Genomic DNA, 16,486 nt, shown 5'->3' with positions numbered 1-16,486 from the left:
CCCTTATCTCTTTCTCAATCCTTCAAATATTAATGACATCGCTGCTTCAAATACATCTTCCGGAACATCTTTCTCTTCCCAATAGCCCCATCGCATTCCTAAAAATTGACCAATTGACATAAGACAATACGCAATTGTTTCTTTATCAAGTTGTTTAAATTCTCCCGCTTCCATGCCAGCCGATAAACTTTTTAAAAATCCATTTGCGAGCTTTGCATAATACCATCTATATAAATTATCATCAACAACTACCGCCTGTTGTACAATGTTATATAGATTAGGACGATCTTTCACCCATCGAAAAAAGGCCTGAAAACCTCTTCTTTGTGCCTCTTCATAACTTGATATCCCCTTCATTTCTTCTTTAATAATTAAGCGTAACTCACGGTTCAATCTGCGAATCAATTCATCAAATATATATTTTTTAGATGGAAAGTAATTATAGAAAGTTCCGTGCGCTACTGTTGCTTCTTGTGTAATATTCACGATAGAAGCTTCGTAATATCCTTTATTACCAAATACCTCTTCTGCAGCACACAATAATTTCTCTCTCGTTTCTAACCCTTTTGTTGTTAGGTTTTTTACATCCATTATTATTTTTTCTGACACCTGAATCACCTCTTAGATTTGATTATAAATATATTTCTGAATTTTTCAATTATTTTCATTAGACAAAATCCGCAAGCGTTTTTCTACATACAAAAAAGGACTAACTTATTTTGAAGTTAGTCCTTTAATCTTAATTAGAATTAAGTTCTACTTTCTCTAACCCCTCAACCAATTGCTTCTTATCTAATCCTTCCCCTATTACTACCAAATTTGTCGGGAAACCGAAGTCTTGTTCCAGTAAGGTTGGTACGCCAAATGAATATTGGAATAAGTGAGGGTATTTATCTCCATGGAATTTCACAAATCCTTTTACGCGATAAATACTATCTGGTAAATTCGAAAGCCATTCATATAATTTATCTTGATCAATCGATTTCGTAAATTGATACGTCATCGTTTGTATATGTAAATGCTGTTTGACATGTAGTGTCTCATGTTCTCCATCTCTCACAAATTCAGCTTCTTCTATATCTTTTAAAGATATATTACAATACTTTGTTTCAAACAATTTCGCATGATTATTTATTGCCTTTACGTCTTCAAGTACTTTGTTCTTATCCGAATCTGTTAATAAATCTGATTTATTAATAAGAATATGACTTCCATATTTCATTTGCTCATGTAATAGCTGTTGTACATTTGCACTTAATATACTTCGGTTTAACCATCTTACTGCATCTAATACGACTACTATAGATTTCACTTCAAGGAAAGGAGCTAAAATTGGTGATACACATGCATCTAACACTTCAATTGGATGTGCGACACCTGTTGTTTCTATATAAATTACATCTGGTCTTTCTTGTTGATATAAAGAATGTAATTGAATTTCAAGCTCTTCTTTTAACGTACAACAAATACATCCTTTCAGCAGTTCCCTTAACACATTCTCTTTTCCAATAATATCTGTATCTACCGAGTATTCACCGATTTCATTCATCAAAACTGCAACTTTTCGATTTTTCTTCTTTTCTGCTAATAATAAATTTTGCAGCAATGTTGATTTTCCGCTACCTAAAAAACCACCTAATATATGAATTTCTACTTTACTCATTCGACCGACCATCCATTTCTCTACTTCAAATTTCTTCAAAGCGTAATTATTACGATTTATATTTATCATTTTATTAAAAGAATACCTATTTGTAAACAAAACTACTAGATTATCGTTTCATTTTCCATTCACTTCATAAGCAACTCTAATTCCAGACTCGATTGCCCCTTGCATCCATCCATGTGTTAATGTCGTATGTTCTCCTGCAAAGTGCACTCTACCCGCTGGCGGCGTAATATATGGAAACAATTCAAGCTCTTGCCCTGGTTCAAAAGCTGTAAATGCTCCGCAAGAATACGGATTTTGACTCCAGCTAAAAGATTCTCCTGCAACATACTCACTATAAACCACGTTTCCATATATTTGTGCTAAATTTTTCAACGCATAACGAATACGTTCTCTATTAGAGAGACTATCCCATGTTAACGCCTCATCTGCCCACGTATAACTGGCTAAAATAATCGCTGATCCTGGTGTATGAATGCCGTAGCTCGGATAATATGTAAAGCGGATAGGTAAATCTGTAATTGACTTACCACCATATTGTCCTGCTCTTTCCCAAAATCTACTTTTAAACTCTATCGCAATTTTAGTTGAAGCAATATAATTTAATTCACGAATTGCCCGCCTTTTATAATAAGAGAATAAATGATATGGCTGAACTTCTACAAATCGCAAAGCTGAAAATGGAATTGTGACAATAGCGATGTCACCAGTTACTATAAATGAATTTAACGTTTGTTCATGTGTTACTTGCATCATTACTTTATTATCTTCCTGTATAATTTTTTCTACTTTATACGACATAAAAATATTATCCTTTAGCTCTGGTAAAAATGAATTTGGTAATTTATCCATTCCGCCCGTTATCTCATAATATTTCGTCGTTGAAGTGAAAAAGATCATTTCGCGTAATACTTCAATTAAAGACATTCCCATGTATGCTTCCATATCAAGAAGTACTCCGATCATATCTATTGCTCCATCTGAATAATACTCAGTTAAAAATGAAGCGAGCGAATATGTTTTATACTTTTTTTCAACAATAATCCAGTTTTTATTAGGATTTTTCTTAATATAATTAAGTATCGGTTCCAATACCTCTAACATTAACCCTTCTGCCGTTTTCCCTCTTTCTTTATCTAAAACTGGATATCCAAGTACACTTGGATCCTTTTCAAACACATCCAATCTCGTTCTTTTGTTATTCGTATAAATTATATCTGAAGAAGTTTTATTAATAAAAAGATTTAACGGTAGTTTAAATTTACGAATGTAGGCTAAAGTTAAATCATGAGTATCCGGAATACGCATAGGACCTGCGTTAAAATATAATCCTGCACTAAATGGTTCACGAATCGTATACACTCTGCCACCTATTCTGTTATTTGCTTCTATAATCGTTACCTCATGCCCAGCCTCTTTTAATAAAGATGCTGCAACTAATCCAGACATCCCTGCACCGGCAATTGTAATCCGTTTGGGGTTATTCGTTTTGGCAAGCCCTTCATGAATAATTTGAAGCATTTCTTCCATCGATAATGGATTCCCCATGCCAATTCCCCTTTTATGAAGGATTTTACTGAATTATATTCGTTTAACAGGATTCCTATGTTTCATTCAAGTAATTGAGCGGATACATTTTCAATTACTTGAATATCTTTTATAAAATGTAATAAAATAGATATGAAACTATAGAAGTAAGACGTATTATCTTACATAATAAAATTCATGAAATTGCGAGGAATTTTGAAATGAAAAAAGGTATTAACCGTGTTGTATTAGTAGGAACAGGAGCAGTTGGGTGTAGTTATGCTTACTGCATGATTAACCAAGCTGTAGCTGAAGAATTTGTTTTAGTGGATGTAAATGAAGCAAAAGCTGAAGGAGAAGCAATGGACTTAAGCCATGCCGTTCCTTTCGCACCAGCTCCAACAAAAGTTTGGAAAGGTAGTTATGAAGATTGTAAAGACGCAGACCTTGTTGTAATTACAGCTGGATTGCCACAAAAGCCAGGTGAAACACGCTTAGATTTAGTTGAGAAAAACGCTAAAATTTTCAAGCAAATTGTTCGTAGCATTATGGATAGCGGCTTTGATGGCATCTTCTTAATCGCAACGAACCCTGTAGATATTTTAACTTACGTAACTTGGAAAGAATCTGGATTACCGAAAGAACGCGTAATCGGTTCTGGTACAACTCTTGACTCAGCTCGTTTCCGCTATATGTTAGGTGAGTACTTCGATATTGGACCTCATAACATTCACGCTTATATTATCGGAGAGCATGGTGATACAGAACTTCCTGTGTGGAGTCACGTATCAATTGGTATTCAAAAACTACAAACGCTTCTTGAAAAAGACAACACATATAACCAAAAAGATTTAGATGATATTTTCGTAAACGTTCGTGATGCAGCTTATCACATTATTGAACGAAAAGGTGCTACATACTACGGCATCGGCATGTCACTTTTACGTGTTACGAAAGCAATCTTAAGCAATGAAAACAGCGTATTAACTGTATCAGCATATCTTGAAGGTCAATACGGCCAACAAGATGTTTATATCGGCGTACCTGCTGTTTTAAACCGCGGCGGTGTTCGTGAAATTTTAGAAGTTGAACTAAGTGAAGAGGAAGAATTAAAATTCGATCACTCTGTTCAAGTGTTGAAAGAAACAATGGCTCCTGTTCTTTAATCATATTTTTCAATCAAAAAAGCAATCCGATTTATATTGGATTGCTTTTTTATATTTTTATAGTTCCCCCTCAATTTAAACGGTAATATTATCTATAAAAAGGGGTGATTTCATGAATGATTCTTTGACGATTGCAATCCTCTTGCTAGCTGTAGCATCCTTAATACTTTTCCTCTTCTTAATCATCAGAACGCTATTTCCAACTAAAAAATATGATAAGAATCTCGGATTGATTCTAATTATTTTAAGCTTGTTAGCAATACCGATAAGTATCTTCCTTATAGGAGGATGGGCAGGTATGGGAGTTGGTGTAATCGCAGTCTTTATTTTTGCTGCTGTTATTATAGCTTTAATTGCAAATAGATTCATTAAACTACCTCCTCCAAAGAAAAAATAATAAATGACCGATGTTTTCATCAAGAGAAAACATCGGTCATTTTCTATCATTTATTATCTTTAATCGGTTCATCGTTATTTACGTCAAGTACATCTAATAAAAAGATAAAGATTGGTATTCCGATAATAAGCCCCCATATTCCGAGGAAATGCTCTGAAAAGATAAGAATCATAAATGTATAAAATACTGGTAAATTCGTTTTTGCAGACATAAATTTTGGATTTAAAAAATAACTTTCAAGAGCGTGGATTACTGTAATGAACACTAGTATGTATACAACATACATAACCCCGCCGACGTTATAGGCAATGATACAAAGTGGAAACAAGGAAATAATAACACCAGCAACTGGAATCAAGCCGAGTAGAAAGACCATGACAGCCAATACAAGAAGCTGTGGAAATCCTAAAATGACAAGTGCAATTACAGTGAGCACACAATTTACAACTGCAATTAAAAACTGTGCTTCAATCACTTTTCCGAACGATCTTGCAAATCTTTCACCGAAATATGCAATCTCCTCATAAAAAATCTTTAATTTACTATCTTTAAATTTAGACGTGAATGAAATAATTCGCTCTTTTTCCAATAAGAAAAATAAGCTTAGAATAAGAGACAATAGTATTTGCAAACTTACCTTTCCTATGTTTGCTATTGATTGATAAATGACATCCACACCTTGTTCAATATATTTTGATACTTCCATTTCATTAATTGCTGAAAGTACGTATCTAATCATCTCATTATCAGGTGGATGTTGAAAAAACAATTTAAATTGATAAATTAATTGTGAAATTTGTATCGTTAGCACAGGTAAATATTTATATAATGTAGTTACAATAAACGTCACTAATACAATATATAAACAAGCAATAACCACTTTCCTATTTACTTTCAATTTTTTTGAAATAAACTTTTGAAATCGATCCATCAAAAACGTGAGAATAAACGTAATTAATATTAAATTAATCATACTTTTTAATCCATATAATACAAGCACTAATATTATTAAAACGAGAAACCGTTGAAACCCTCTACTTCGAAAGAAATTTTTCACTTCATTCATTAAAAATTAACCTCCCCCTTCAATGGATGGAAATTGAATATATTACATTTTATGAACTTCTATAGACAATCTTTCTTACTAATTGGGAAGAATCCTTTTTTTCTTTTTAAATGTCGGATTTTTCATCTAATACTTTTCTAAAAACTACTTTATCAACTCTATATTTTAGGAGATCTTCTATTTTTAGATTGCTGTTCATACGCATATCCAATATTAAAAAGTTCTTTTTCACCAAACTGTTTCCCAACAAACACTACGCCTACCGGCTGGCCATCAGAATCATACCCTGCCGCCACTGCTAATTCTGGATAACCAGCCACAGCTGATAGAAGAACTTCATCGTTATTAATCATCACAAGAGCATCCAAACCTTTTTCTACTAAATACCTATCTAGCTCTTTTCTTGCATTTTCTTGACTCGTTTGAACTACTTTTTCAAACTCACCTTTCGTTATAGCAGATTTTTCAGAGCCCTCAATTAATGTTTGTCCATATTTCATTCGTCTTTTACTATCCTTTTTATTAAACGCTATAATCTCTTCTAACGATTTTACAGGCACATTTTTTTGCTTCGAAAGATAGTCGTTAACATTATGCTTGAACTCATATTCTAATGTTTGCAGATTATCTACACCCTCGCTGTTTAACTGAATATCATCAGTCAATATCGCACCTGCATCTTGAATGTCTTTTCTAATCTTTTCTGCTACTGCTTTTCTATTTTCATCTTGTTGATCTACAGAAAAAAGAATCCCTATCTTTTTCCCTTTTAATCCATCTATCGATAAATCATTCGTATAATTTATTCTATCTCTATCTTTCATTTTTTCTGTCATAGTATCTTTTTCATCATAACTTACCATTGTATTAAATAACGTTGCCGCGTCTTTTACCGTTCTTGCCATAGGCCCTGCAGTATCAAGCGTTTCAGCTAACGGAATAATTCCAGTTCTACTAATCATACCTAAAGATGGACGTAATCCAACTACTGATTGCTGGGATGCTGGTGCTACAATTGATCCAGTCGTTTCTGTGCCAATCGCAAGCGGTGCAAAATCTGCTGCAACTACTGTAGCAGATCCTGAACTCGATCCTGATGTATCAAATGTAATCGGGCCATATGGATTTAAATTTTGTCCTTTCTTCCCGCTATATCCACTTGGCATTGTAAAAGATAAATAATTCGCCCACTCAGACATATTTGCTTTTCCTAAAACAAACGCCCCTTCTTCTTTCAACTTCTTCACAATCATCGCATCTTCATCTGCAATCCAATCTTTTAATACATAAGTTCCAGCACTTGTCGGCATAACATTCGCTGTTTGTACATTATCTTTTACGATGACAGGAATGCCGTATAAGTTCGATTTCTTATTTAAAAATCTCTCTTTATCTAACTGTCGTGCTTCCTCCATTGCATTAGGGTTAATCTCTGTAACAGCATTTAATGATATTCCATTTTGATCATGTTCTTGTATTCTAAAAAGATAAATACTCGTTAATTCTTCATATGATAATTTTCCATCATCAACCATTTTTTGAAGCTCATCCACAGTCGCATTTACAACTTCTTTTTCTTTTATCTTTATATTATCTATGTCGATCCCTTTAAGCTGATTATGTATCGGTTTTAACACTCTGTCTTTATCATATACAATACGCTCAGGTTCCTTTGGAAAATAATTTTTATACACGTAATATCCTCCGGCACACACCAATAGAATAATACCTCCAGCGATAGACAACGTTATCTTTATCCATTTTTTCATGTTGCTTCCTCCACTCTAAAAGTTGCTCATTTATATAAAAAAGAGAGTTACCTTTTACTTAACTCTCTCCAATCAAAATGCTAAATGAAAAAATGAAAGATTTCAATCTAATTACTTTTTTTTTGCATTTGCTTTGCTAACAATTCCTTCACCTGATTATATGTTAACCCTGAATTTTTATTTAAACGTTTCACTTCATCAACATCAGTACCGACAACTGTATATTTTTTCTCATCATTCATGTTCCCACTTCCTTTCTCACCAGATTATTTCTTATATTTCTTCCCTAAATGCACATAAATTAACACCAATACGAATAGGGAAGCTGGACTAAATTAAATAGACGAGACAGATGATATAGTATTCAATAACTAAAAGGAGTTCTGTTGCGTAAGAGGAATAGATAAAAATATGTCGAATTTATATACTTATTGAATTTAAGGACTTGGAGGATACACTTTGAAAAAATATGAGTTTAAAAATAACATTCCAACATTGGAAGAGTACAAATATTTGTGCGAGTCTGTGGGATGGACTAATTATATGAATTTTGAAGTGGCGGAAACATCACTGAAGAATTCTATCCACTGCATCACAGTCAAGGATAATGAACAAATTGTGGGTATGGGGAGAATTGTTGGTGATGGGGCTATCTATTTCTATATTCAAGATATAGTAGTCCATCCAGATTATCAGAAAAATGGAATCGGGAAAGAAATCATGCATATTTTGGTTGAATACTTAAATCAGAATGCCCCTGATAAGGCATTTGTCGGTTTGTTTGCATCACAAGGTAAAGAATCTTTCTATAAAAAATATGATTTTAAAGATTACTCACCAAACATGACAGGGATGTTTACTGTAATTTCAAAAAAATAAACATAATAGATTTTTAATTATACGTCATCAATATTAAAGAAATTGTTCTCACAGTAATGCTTATCTTAAATAAGGTCTTCCACGATTGGGTGTGAATATTAAATAAGAAAGGACAGTAGATAGTATATATACTATCTACTGTCCTTTCATTTATCTAACTTTTTTAATTTTGATTTTGAATTGTATTTTTTAATAAAATTTCACTACATCTTCAGTAGGTAAGAATGTTCTTTCCCCTGGTTGTTCATTTGGCTCACCAAATGGCATTTGTCCTACTAAGCTCCACTCTGCTGGAATGTTCCAAGTTGCTTTCACTTCAGCATCTACGATTGGATTGTAATGTTGTAAGGACGCTCCAATTCCTTCAGCCGATAATAGCATCCATACAGTATGTTGTAGCATTGCATTTCCTTGATGAGACCAGAATGGGAACTGATCTTTATATAATGGTGCATTTTCTTGCATTTTTTCTACTGTTGCTTGATCTTCAAAGAATAGAACTGTTCCTACACCTGCATGGAAGCCTTTTAGTCTTTCTACTGTTGCTTCAAAATTTTCTGCTGGCACGCGTGATCTAAGTGTTTCTTTTACGATATCCCAAAACCTTTCATGCTCTCCATCCATTAATACGACCATACGGCCACTTTGCATATTGAAAGAAGTTGGTGCGTGTAAAGCTGTTTTTAAAACTTCTTCAATTCTTTCTTTTGTAATTGTAGCGCTTTTTGTTACTTTACGAATTGAACGACGGTTCACGATTGCTTCTTTTAAATTTGTTGTAGTTGCTGACATGTTAATTCCTCCAAATGTATAAGTTTTATAATTTATTTAAACAAATTGATTTGATTCTTTCATGCAAGATGAATTAGCAATAACCATCCGTATTACATTGCATACCTTCAAATGAATTTGTTTTATCCTTTTCGATTTCTTTATCAATTACTCTTTCTAGCGTTTCTTTACTAGCAAGTCCTTGAATGACTTCATCTCCAATCATGACAGTTGGAACAGCCATAATATTTGCTTCATCATATGCATGCTGAATTGCTTCTTGATGTTTTTCTTTATATTTACGATTTACTAAAGCATCTTTAAATTCAGCTTCAGGAAGCCCTACTTCTACCGCTAATTTCGTTAATACATCAATATCTTCAATGTTTTGCTCTTCTTGGAAAAACGCAGTAAATACTCGGTGATGATACTCATTTCCAAGTTCACGCTCTTTCGCGAATTGGCACCCTTCAAAAGCTAAATGTGTATATGGATGCGGAGAAACGCGGGGCAGACGCATTTCAACCCCTAATTTTTTTGCAGTAGGAATAATGAAAGAATCCCATGAACCTAACTTATCTGGCTCGTTCCAAGGATCTATTTTAGAATATGGACTTGGACGCAATTCAAATGGCATCCATTCGATTTCCACATCTTTCTCTTTCGCTACTTCATCTAATGGGCCTTTTGCTAAAAAGCAAAACGGGCATATAAAATCTGAGTATACTTTCATTTTTACAGTCATATCTTTTACACCTTACCTTCTTTTTATTTTCAGATGTAACCAAAACGGTTACAATTTTAAGAAAAAAATATGCATTCTCTTTTAGAGACTTGCAATTATCATATTATGCATTCATTTTTTGTTGTAAAGATTCAAATAACTGCCCCATCGTAATATTTCTCAAAACTTCTTCCATCGCAGATTGCGCCTGAACTAAAATAACTTCTAAAACAGCTTGAATATTCGCCCCAATTGGACAGTCTGGATTCGGTCTTTCATGAATGTGAAATAGTTTGTCTTCTTCCACTACATTCACTGCATGATACACATCTAATAATGTGATTTCATGTAAATCCTTTAATAATCCCGCGCCACCTGGTCCGCGATTTACGTAAACAAATCCAGATTGTTTCAAGTAAAACATTATTTTACGAATGACTACCGGATTTGTATTTACACTCTCGGCCATATAGTCTGAAGTGCAAACTGAAGATGGATTGTTTTTCAAAATAGATAAAATATGAACAGCTATAGAAAAGCGGCTACTAATTTTCATCGTGATCACCACCTCGATGTAATCATTATAGTTACAACCGGAATATAAGTCAATCCTTTTTACAAATTTTTTAAAGCAAATAAAAAAGTGCCCCATTACAATATATGAGACACCTCTTCTTATTCTGCAAACAAGTCTTGAAATTCTTCAATAAATAGCTGCACAGCGATTGAAGAATCCTTTAATGAAGGAACAGCTAAAGCAATTTCTCTCCATACTTGTGGTTCCAATTCTCTCGTTTGTATATTCTTTGGTAAACTCGTTAAAGATAACTCAGCCAAAATTGCGATTCCTAATCCTTCTTGAATCATATTTAAAGCTGTTGTAACTGTGGAAATTATATATTCAGCCCGAAGTGGTACGTTCGCTTGTTTAAACATATCGATAATGGGTGGTTCGTACCCACCCTTACATAATATGATCGGTTCATTCTCTAAATCACCTATTGTAATAGAATCGTTCTTACAAAGAGGGTGATCCTCTCTTAAGACAACAACCATTTTCCCCTTCGTTAAGGGCACGATCTCCATATCTTTATTAGGCAAAATAACAATTCCTATATCAACAACCCTCGATACTAACCAATCTTCAACTTCTTTAATCGTGCCTTCACAAAGAACGACTTCTAAGTTCGGATACTTCTCCTTAAAAAGATTTATCATTTTGGGTAAGAAATGTGCAGAAGCACTCGGAAAACTCCCAATTCGAATCGTCCCAACTTCGTGCCCTTTCTCCATCGCTACTTCTTGTTCAATCTTCTCAACGCCGTTTAAGATTTCTCTAATATGTACAAGAATTCTATTTCCAACATCCGTAACGATTAGCCCTTTTCGTTTATCGCGTATAAGAACGGTAACTCCTAACTCTGACTCAATGCTTGAAATCGCATGACTTACAGCTGGCTGTGTCATATTTAACATCCCGGCAGCCTTCGTAAAACTTCCTAATTCAACCGTTTTAATTAAAACTTGAAGTTGTGTAATGGTCATAACTAATCACTTATACTCCTTATAAAAAAGATTCATTTTATTTATCATAGTCGATATCATATCATAGTGAAATGGAATACAACAAGGAGGGATTACAGTGACACAGCTTTCTCGAACTAAGACTGCCATAATCCTTACATTTCTCGTTATTATGTGGGGAATTAATTGGCCGTTATCAAAATTCGCTCTGCATTACACACCACCCGTACTCTTTGCAGGGATTAGAACATTAATAGGAGGATTTATCTTACTTACTTTCGCATTACCGAAATACAAACAATTAAATTTAAAGGAAACTTGGCATTTATACTTTATTTCATCTTTACTCAATATTATTTTATTTTACGGACTACAAACTGTCGGACTTCAGTATATGCCCGCCGGACTCTTCTCCGCAATCGTATTTCTCCAACCTGTCTTACTCGGCATTTTCTCATGGATTTGGCTTGAAGAATCTATGTACGGCTTGAAAATTTTCGGACTTATTCTTGGATTTATTGGTGTTGGGGTTATTAGCTCTAGTAGTTTAACTGGACATATTTCTATTATCGGTGTACTACTTGCTTTAGGGTGCGCTATCGGCTGGGCACTCGGCACAGTATTTATTAAGAAAACTGGACACCGCGTTAATGCCATTTGGATGGTAACACTTCAGCTTATTATTGGCGGACTTTGCTTAATCGGATTTGGTTCAGAATTTGAGAGCTGGTCTAACATCGCTTGGAGTATACCATTTGTAAGTGTACTACTATTCATCTCGTTCTTTGTTATTGCAATGGGATGGCTCGCTTACTTTACACTTGTAGGAGCTGGTGAGGCAAGTAAAGTTGGGGCTTATACGTTCCTTATCCCACTGATCGCTATTATTGTAAGCTCTATTTTCTTACATGAGGCCATTACAATTAGCTTATTCATCGGACTTTTATTTATTATCGTAAGCATTTGTTTTGTAAATATAAAGCCGAAAGCACTTGCTGTAAGGCAGCAAGTTGAAGTGAAATAAATAGATATGAGAAAGAGTCTACCACTTGTAGGCTCTTTCTTTTTTACCATTTTATCAGTACAGTCACTTAACATCTTAGCAAAAGGAAAATTTTCCTTTTTTATTGTATGATGATAATTAAGTAGAAAATATTATCTCTAATACATATATATGGACTAACAATTCTAATCATCAGGGGGAATTATATGGTTTTACAGTATAAAGAATTTGGAGATTCAAGCTCTCCACTTATGGTTTTTATTCATGGGGGCGGAGTCAGTGGATGGATGTGCGACAAACAAATTAAACATTTTACTAACTTTCACTGCCTTGTTCCTGATTTACCCGAGCAAGGGGAAAATAGTAGTAAGGATCATTTTTCAATACACTTTAGTGCTGAAAAAATCATTGAATTAGTTGAAGAAAAAGGACAAGGTAAAACTGTTATAGTAATCGGTTTTTCGTTAGGTGCTCAAGTATTAATTGCAATGCTCAGCATGAAACCAAACTTAATTCAATACGCTATGATAAATAGCGCATTAGTTAAACTAATTCCTTTCGCTAAAACATTAATAAGATCCCTCGGCTTAACCTATCCACTTATAAAGAGTAAGACGTTTTCCAAAATACAAGCAAAATCAATGTACATAGATGAAACACAATTTGATAACTATTATCATGAAAGTTGTCAAATAAGTAAAAATACATTTGTGAGGATATTAGAAGAAAATATGTCGTTTACAATACCAAAAGGTTTCGAGAATGCTAGTAGCAATATATTAGTGACTGTTGGAGAAAACGAAAAAAGAATCATGAAAGGCTCGATGACTGCAATCCTTGAAAGCAATCCTAATTGCACAGGTATTATCATTCCTAAAATCGGTCATGGAATCCCTTTAGCAAATCCCAAACTATTTAATACTTTAATTGAAAACTGGCTTAAGCATGATACCTACCAGAAGAAGTAATGACAGTCAATTGAGTTCCTTATCTTAATAAACCATGTTGTATTTGTAGCTCTAATCCCACTCGAAGCTGCTTAATCTCAAAATTTTATTAACAAAGGTCTCATTACTTTCAATGAGACCTTTCAATGTTCCCTACTTTTTACGACGTACTACAAAAACACACGTACCTACGGAAGATACAATTGCTAAAACTGATAAAACAATTGCTATTGTTTGCATATTACTTGTACCTTCATTTTTTTCCACACTAGATACTTCACCATGTTCTCCTGTTAATGATGTACCTTTTGCAATCGTAGTAAGTGAATGGGGCTTCTCAGCTTTCTCATCGCCTGTCCATTCAACAATTTCTCCATCTTTATATTGTTGATATGCATTCCAAGCTATTTGTTGCTCTTTATCTGGATTTTTAGCAACGAAAGTAAATCGTTGGAACTGACCAGGTAAAATCCCTTCTCCTGTTGCTTCCCATATTACAGTTTTAACTTTTCCAGCTGCATCTTTTTGTTCTTCCACTTTCCACCCTGGCACTGGCTCGTACTGTTGAAACTCGACTCCAGACGGTATTTTCAGTGTGACTTTTGTTGTTGCCATATTCTTTTCAACAGGTACCTTTATTGTATAAGTCTCCCAAGAGCTAACGTCAGAAGTTGCTGGTTTCACAGTTACGTGAGCACTAACAGGTAACGAAAAAATCCCCATTGCAATTATTGTTGCGATCATTGTTGTTCCTAATTTTTTTATATGTTTCATTTTCTATAAACTCCTTTTCATTTATAACGTCTTTTTTATCTGCCACCTACAATAAATTTATAATCCGTATCGAAACTATCAAGAGATTTTGTTAATCCGTGAACTTGTATATTCCAGTTTCCTGTCATGTTAATATACATACCTTCCGCTTCATATTCTCCCGGTGACACTGCCGAAACTTTAAATGAACCTTTGCCCATATTCATATCTAAAGATTGAGTCGTCAATACAATTTGTTCCATATCAGTAACAGGCTGTCCATTCTCATCCTTCAAAGTAATATGAAATGTATTCTGTCCTACCTTATTAGGACTTACATGTAAAGTAAGTTCATATCCATTATCTAATTGTTTACTCTCTGTAAAAGGTCCCGTAGGAGGCATCGGCGGCGTTTGTACATTTGTCATAAACGCTACGATTACGAAAACGATAATTCCAATGATAAACTCTACTTTCACCGTGGCTCCTAACCTTTGCTGCGCTCGCATTCTCCCTTTCACATAATGAATAATTCCCAATATCCCCATACACACGAATAAAAGTATCTTTGCTAATAAGGCTAATCCATACTTCGTATCAAATAGGGAATGGATTGTGGGAATAAAAAATGTACTGTTAAAAAGACCCGTTAATAAAATCACTATGACAGTACCTGTTGCCCATGGTGAAAAACGCTTAATCGCATCCCAATACATAGTCCACTTGTCATCCTCTTTACGTAAAAGAAGAACAATCGATGATAGCCCCCCAATCCATAACGAAGCTGCGCATAAATGTAGAAAGTCCATAACGACAGCAATTTCTTTAAACTTTAATCCATATGCATGACTATTGAAAGCTTTCATAACCAGTAACCCCATAAATAATACAATTGGAATGCTCCATACTTTAAACGACGAAAGCCTCTCACTCTTCACTGCAAAATATGTAACAATTATAAGCGTACTAATAAGAGCCATTTGAGTGATCCATACATAACCAAAAACAGATAGCTGTAATGTTTCTTTTAATAATAAAGGATCGAATGCTTCTAACCATGAAACATCAGCATTTATTTTCGCCTGCAATGGTAGATTGAATAGTAAACTAATAAATATCCCAAATAATGATATCCATATTATTCTCTTACTCCTTGATTGAACTGAGGTTGCATTCCCTTTATACATAATAAGATTAAAGAATAGAACTCCTAAAAATAGTGAGAAACTTGTATATAGAACCCCACGTTCCATGATCATATCGATTTGCGGAACATAGCCCATCTCTTCTACTTGTATATCATCTGTTCCCGCTTCTGCTAATCCAATACGGAATGGAATAACTCCTTGAATCGGATGTCCATCAGCTGAAATAGCTTTCCACTGAATAGAGTAAAGACCATTTTTGAGATTCTCTTTTAACCCAGCCTCTAATATTTTTTTGTTTTTCTTATCAATATGTGCATCTTTTAAATCTACTCTTTTACCTGAGGTATCTCTTACGAACAATGTATTAAAACTTGAAACTTGTATGTCCTCATCGAATTCAATTTTCACAACAGATGGTGCTTTCTTTAACGTTTCATTTTCAGCAGGATTTGATTTCACAACATACGCATGAGCAGATGCGCTTTTTGGTATCAATATGATAAACACGCACGCTATTAATAGCCATGCCCCTAACCTTCGTATTACTTTCACAATCATTTCACTTCTTTCTTCTTTCTCGCTACACTTTCATTACTTTATACTTCCTAGTTTGATTCCCTGACGAAATATTAACCTGATTAAGTATTTTTTTATACAACCTGACGCTTTCTTTCTCCCCACCTTTAAACTTCTAATATAATAGCAACTACTTTAATTAAAACAACTTACATTTTTAAAGTCGATTGTTATTATATCATAAAATATATTTATGTAAGTTTCCTAAGAAGAAAAGTTCTCGTGAATCATTTGTGAAAAAAATGTGAAATACATAAATAAAAAGGTGTTACGTTATTACGTAACACCTTTTTATTTATAAATCGTGCCATTGGAGAAGGTATATTATTCGTTGATGTAAGTAATTCAATTCTATCACCATCCACTTCAAGAATGACTACTTCTCCTTCCACACCTAGCACCTCACTTACGTAACGCTCTATTACTGTTCCTTACCAAACCTTTTCGTAAAAACGTATAACTATCTAGATCATGAACTACGATACCGCTATCCTAAACAAAATGAAACACTTCTTTAAGTCTCTCCATGATAGAGAACTCCCTTTATATCGCCACTTCTATATCATC

16 protein-coding genes and 2 pseudogenes are annotated in these 16,486 nt (G+C 34.1%); 5 read left to right on the top strand and 13 right to left on the bottom strand.

The window, feature by feature from the left end; genetic code table 11:
* Positions 1-3 precede the first annotated feature (3 nt).
* From MKY90_RS09590 to MKY90_RS09580, 3 genes are all read right to left on the bottom strand, one after another.
* Positions 4-609 (bottom strand): TetR/AcrR family transcriptional regulator, encoded by a 606-nt coding sequence (locus tag MKY90_RS09590; RefSeq protein ID WP_341091189.1) that lies wholly within the window; start codon positions 607-609, stop codon positions 4-6.
* Positions 610-739: 130 nt separating this feature from the next.
* Positions 740-1,663 carry a CobW family GTP-binding protein gene (locus MKY90_RS09585; protein ID WP_041868035.1) on the bottom strand — a complete coding sequence of 308 codons (924 nt, stop codon included), beginning with the start codon at positions 1,661-1,663 and terminating at the stop codon, positions 740-742.
* 117 nt (positions 1,664-1,780) lie between these two features.
* The gene (locus MKY90_RS09580; protein ID WP_098168067.1) at positions 1,781-3,217 is read right to left on the bottom strand and encodes a flavin monoamine oxidase family protein; all 1,437 of its coding nucleotides are present in this window, start codon (positions 3,215-3,217) and stop codon (positions 1,781-1,783) included.
* 200 nt (positions 3,218-3,417) lie between these two features.
* On the opposite strand from MKY90_RS09580, the gene MKY90_RS09575 reads away from it, so the two are divergent.
* Both MKY90_RS09575 and MKY90_RS09570 read left to right on the top strand, forming a co-directional pair.
* The gene (locus tag MKY90_RS09575) at positions 3,418-4,362 is read left to right on the top strand and encodes an L-lactate dehydrogenase (RefSeq protein WP_002012312.1); all 945 of its coding nucleotides are present in this window, start codon (positions 3,418-3,420) and stop codon (positions 4,360-4,362) included.
* Between the two features lie 112 nt (positions 4,363-4,474).
* A complete protein-coding gene (locus tag MKY90_RS09570) occupies positions 4,475-4,759 on the top strand; it encodes a YesK-like family protein (RefSeq protein WP_215598851.1) in 285 nt (94 codons plus the stop codon).
* A 46-nt stretch (positions 4,760-4,805) separates the two neighbouring features.
* Here MKY90_RS09570 and MKY90_RS09565 read toward each other — a convergent pair whose 3' ends face one another.
* The 3 genes from MKY90_RS09565 to MKY90_RS09555 form a co-directional block, all read right to left on the bottom strand.
* Complete coding sequence (locus MKY90_RS09565) at positions 4,806-5,825, bottom strand: AI-2E family transporter (RefSeq protein WP_002064872.1); 1,020 nt, start codon at positions 5,823-5,825, stop codon at positions 4,806-4,808.
* Between the two features lie 158 nt (positions 5,826-5,983).
* The gene (locus tag MKY90_RS09560; protein ID WP_215598852.1) at positions 5,984-7,594 is read right to left on the bottom strand and encodes an amidase family protein; all 1,611 of its coding nucleotides are present in this window, start codon (positions 7,592-7,594) and stop codon (positions 5,984-5,986) included.
* Positions 7,595-7,701: 107 nt separating this feature from the next.
* The gene (locus MKY90_RS09555; RefSeq protein WP_002012306.1) at positions 7,702-7,836 is read right to left on the bottom strand and encodes a hypothetical protein; all 135 of its coding nucleotides are present in this window, start codon (positions 7,834-7,836) and stop codon (positions 7,702-7,704) included.
* Between the two features lie 217 nt (positions 7,837-8,053).
* Here MKY90_RS09555 and MKY90_RS09550 point away from each other — a divergent pair, with 217 nt between their 5' ends.
* Complete coding sequence (locus MKY90_RS09550) at positions 8,054-8,473, top strand: GNAT family N-acetyltransferase (protein WP_215598853.1); 420 nt, start codon at positions 8,054-8,056, stop codon at positions 8,471-8,473.
* A gap of 189 nt (positions 8,474-8,662) precedes the next feature.
* Here the strand turns inward: MKY90_RS09550 and MKY90_RS09545 are convergent, their stop codons facing one another.
* The 4 genes from MKY90_RS09545 to MKY90_RS09530 form a co-directional block, all read right to left on the bottom strand.
* On the bottom strand, positions 8,663-9,265 hold the full coding sequence (locus MKY90_RS09545; protein WP_215598854.1) for a nitroreductase family protein: 603 nt from the start codon (positions 9,263-9,265) through the stop codon (positions 8,663-8,665).
* A gap of 73 nt (positions 9,266-9,338) precedes the next feature.
* On the bottom strand, positions 9,339-9,989 hold the full coding sequence (locus MKY90_RS09540) for a DsbA family oxidoreductase (protein WP_215598855.1): 651 nt from the start codon (positions 9,987-9,989) through the stop codon (positions 9,339-9,341).
* Positions 9,990-10,092: 103 nt separating this feature from the next.
* Positions 10,093-10,524, bottom strand: a complete 432-nt coding sequence (locus tag MKY90_RS09535; protein WP_341091180.1) for an Rrf2 family transcriptional regulator — start codon at positions 10,522-10,524, stop codon at positions 10,093-10,095.
* Positions 10,525-10,643: 119 nt separating this feature from the next.
* On the bottom strand, positions 10,644-11,513 hold the full coding sequence (locus MKY90_RS09530; RefSeq protein WP_215598856.1) for a LysR family transcriptional regulator: 870 nt from the start codon (positions 11,511-11,513) through the stop codon (positions 10,644-10,646).
* A gap of 97 nt (positions 11,514-11,610) precedes the next feature.
* On the opposite strand from MKY90_RS09530, the gene MKY90_RS09525 reads away from it, so the two are divergent.
* Together MKY90_RS09525 and MKY90_RS09520 are read left to right on the top strand one after the other, a co-directional pair.
* On the top strand, positions 11,611-12,516 hold the full coding sequence (locus tag MKY90_RS09525) for a DMT family transporter (RefSeq protein ID WP_002086216.1): 906 nt from the start codon (positions 11,611-11,613) through the stop codon (positions 12,514-12,516).
* A 185-nt stretch (positions 12,517-12,701) separates the two neighbouring features.
* Positions 12,702-13,477: pseudogene (locus MKY90_RS09520) on the top strand (alpha/beta fold hydrolase).
* 118 nt (positions 13,478-13,595) lie between these two features.
* Here MKY90_RS09520 and MKY90_RS09515 read toward each other — a convergent pair.
* From MKY90_RS09515 to MKY90_RS09505, 3 genes and pseudogenes are all read right to left on the bottom strand, one after another.
* Positions 13,596-14,216: a YcnI family copper-binding membrane protein gene (locus tag MKY90_RS09515; protein WP_098168072.1), complete on the bottom strand. Its 621-nt coding sequence runs from the start codon at positions 14,214-14,216 to the stop codon at positions 13,596-13,598.
* Positions 14,217-14,251: 35 nt separating this feature from the next.
* Positions 14,252-15,901: a copper resistance CopC/CopD family protein gene (locus tag MKY90_RS09510; RefSeq protein ID WP_098168073.1), complete on the bottom strand. Its 1,650-nt coding sequence runs from the start codon at positions 15,899-15,901 to the stop codon at positions 14,252-14,254.
* Between the two features lie 305 nt (positions 15,902-16,206).
* A pseudogene (locus tag MKY90_RS09505) lies at positions 16,207-16,402 on the bottom strand (glyoxalase); the annotation flags it as partial.
* Positions 16,403-16,486 lie beyond the last annotated feature (84 nt).

Source organism: Bacillus sp. FSL P2-0099 (assembly GCF_038007445.1).
In the GTDB taxonomy this organism is placed as follows: Bacteria; Bacillota; Bacilli; order Bacillales; family Bacillaceae_G; genus Bacillus_A; species Bacillus_A mycoides.
Note: the sequence above shows the minus strand (reverse complement) of the source record. Positions and strands in the feature narration are given on the sequence as shown.

Excerpts from the sequence above, each read along its gene's own strand:
- MKY90_RS09515 (WP_098168072.1), bottom strand. The coding sequence starts at position 14,216 with ATGAAACATATAAAAAAATTAGGAACAACAATGATCGCAACAATAATT.
- MKY90_RS09585 (WP_041868035.1), bottom strand. The coding sequence starts at position 1,663 with ATGAGTAAAGTAGAAATTCATATATTAGGTGGTTTTTTAGGTAGCGGA.
- MKY90_RS09575 (WP_002012312.1), top strand. The coding sequence starts at position 3,418 with ATGAAAAAAGGTATTAACCGTGTTGTATTAGTAGGAACAGGAGCAGTT.
- MKY90_RS09565 (WP_002064872.1), bottom strand. The coding sequence starts at position 5,825 with ATGAATGAAGTGAAAAATTTCTTTCGAAGTAGAGGGTTTCAACGGTTT.
- MKY90_RS09560 (WP_215598852.1), bottom strand. The coding sequence starts at position 7,594 with ATGAAAAAATGGATAAAGATAACGTTGTCTATCGCTGGAGGTATTATT.
- MKY90_RS09580 (WP_098168067.1), bottom strand. The coding sequence starts at position 3,217 with ATGGGGAATCCATTATCGATGGAAGAAATGCTTCAAATTATTCATGAA.
- MKY90_RS09555 (WP_002012306.1), bottom strand. The coding sequence starts at position 7,836 with ATGAATGATGAGAAAAAATATACAGTTGTCGGTACTGATGTTGATGAA.
- MKY90_RS09545 (WP_215598854.1), bottom strand. The coding sequence starts at position 9,265 with ATGTCAGCAACTACAACAAATTTAAAAGAAGCAATCGTGAACCGTCGT.
- MKY90_RS09540 (WP_215598855.1), bottom strand. The coding sequence starts at position 9,989 with ATGACTGTAAAAATGAAAGTATACTCAGATTTTATATGCCCGTTTTGC.
- MKY90_RS09530 (WP_215598856.1), bottom strand. The coding sequence starts at position 11,513 with ATGACCATTACACAACTTCAAGTTTTAATTAAAACGGTTGAATTAGGA.
- MKY90_RS09570 (WP_215598851.1), top strand. The coding sequence starts at position 4,475 with ATGAATGATTCTTTGACGATTGCAATCCTCTTGCTAGCTGTAGCATCC.
- MKY90_RS09535 (WP_341091180.1), bottom strand. The coding sequence starts at position 10,524 with ATGAAAATTAGTAGCCGCTTTTCTATAGCTGTTCATATTTTATCTATT.
- MKY90_RS09510 (WP_098168073.1), bottom strand. The coding sequence starts at position 15,901 with ATGATTGTGAAAGTAATACGAAGGTTAGGGGCATGGCTATTAATAGCG.